Here is a 1,453-nt window from a genome sequence, read left to right on the forward strand (position 1 = left end):
CTTGGGTTCAAGGGGTCGTCGCAACACTGCTGCTCAGCAGCGAGTTTAGATGATCGCTGAAGGCTTCTGCAGGCGTCTTCCACCCGAGGGTCTTTCGGGGCCTGGCGTTGAGCGCAAGCGCAACGGCCGCTAACTCCTCGCCATTCCATCGTGACAGGTCGGTGCCCTTGGGAAAGTACTGGCGCAGCAGGCCGTTGGTGTTCTCATTGGTGCCACGCTGCCAGGGGCTGTGGGGGTCGGCGAAATAGATTCTCAAGCCGGTGTCGATGCGTAGTTGAGCATGCTGGGCCAACTCCGTTCCACGGTCCCAGGTCAGTGAGCGGCGTAGCTGCTCAGGCAACCCGGTGATCTCTTTGGTGATCGCGTCCCGCACAGCTTCGGCGCCGCGGCCGGCCAGCGCCGGGCCGTTCTTGACGCGCTCCTGAATGCCGTAGCCCTCCATCCTGGGCAGGTGCAACAGCAGGGTGAACCGTGTCGTGCGCTCCACCAGAGTCCCGATCGCGGAGCGGTCGGCGCCGATGATGAGGTCGCCTTCCCAATGGCCCGGGACGGCGCGGTCCTTCACCTCAGCGGGCCGCTGACTGATGACCACGTCGGGGGTGACGTGGCCGCTGGTTTGACGTCGGCTGCGGGCACGTGGGACACGCAGCGCACGACCGGTGCGCAGGCAGGCGACCAGTTCTCGGTTGAGCGCTCCGCGGCCTTGAATGAACACGGCCTGGTAGATCGCCTCGTGCGAGATGCGCATGGACTCATCATCGGGGAAGTCCGCCTTGAGCCGGTTGGAGATCTGCTCAGGACTCCACGACAGCGCCCAAAGGCGGTCTTGACGCCGAGGCTTGTTCCGCCCCTTCCAGGCTGAGGGCTGTGGGCCGGTTACCGGTTTGCCGTCCGGACCCTGGAGTTGACCGGCCAGCCGGGCCTGCACGTACTCCCGCAATTGGTCATTGGCCACCAGCTTCGGTGTCTTGGGGCGCCGCGCCATCAGCTCGGCTTTCCACTGCGCGATCGATGCCCGGTATTCCAGGCGGCCACCCCGTGTGGCAGCATTGCGCCGCAGTTCCCGGGAGATGGTCGATGGCGACCGGCCCAGACAGCGCGCGATCTCGCGAACCCCCTTGTGCTGAGCCTTGAGCAGGGCGATCTCTTCGCGCTCGGCGAACGACAGGTACCTGCCTGATGGCGGGCTGAGCTCGATCAACGGCATGCCGCCACCCTCGCGGAACCACCGGGACCCGACCGGTCCCGACACGCCGCAAACCAGGGCGGCATCCTCGCTGGTTAGCCCTTCGGCGATCTTCTTCCAGAACGCCCGCTCCACGTCCCGACGGATCGGAGGCCGTCCCGGCGACCGCATTGCCGGACGTCCCGTGCGCGTCGTCATCCACCCCGCTGGTCTCCCCATGCAACACCTCCGGATCAAGGTGTTGCGACGACCAGTTGAATCCGCCCT

Annotated in this window: 1 protein-coding gene; it reads right to left on the bottom strand. The window is 66.1% G+C overall.

Going from position 1 to position 1,453, the window contains the following annotated elements; all coding sequences use genetic code 11:
- Positions 1–7: 7 nt before the first annotated feature.
- Positions 8–1,384: an IS30 family transposase gene (locus tag ACTMTI_RS56805; RefSeq protein WP_441129398.1), complete on the bottom strand. Its 1,377-nt coding sequence runs from the start codon at positions 1,382–1,384 to the stop codon at positions 8–10.
- Positions 1,385–1,453: the final 69 nt, after the last annotated feature.

It is taken from the genome of Nonomuraea sp. H19 (assembly GCF_052068215.1).
In the GTDB taxonomy this organism is placed as follows: Bacteria; Actinomycetota; Actinomycetes; order Streptosporangiales; family Streptosporangiaceae; genus Nonomuraea.

Coding starts and splice junctions, on each gene's coding strand:
- ACTMTI_RS56805 (WP_441129398.1), bottom strand. CDS start 1,384: ATGACGACGCGCACGGGACGTCCGGCAATGCGGTCGCCGGGACGGCCT.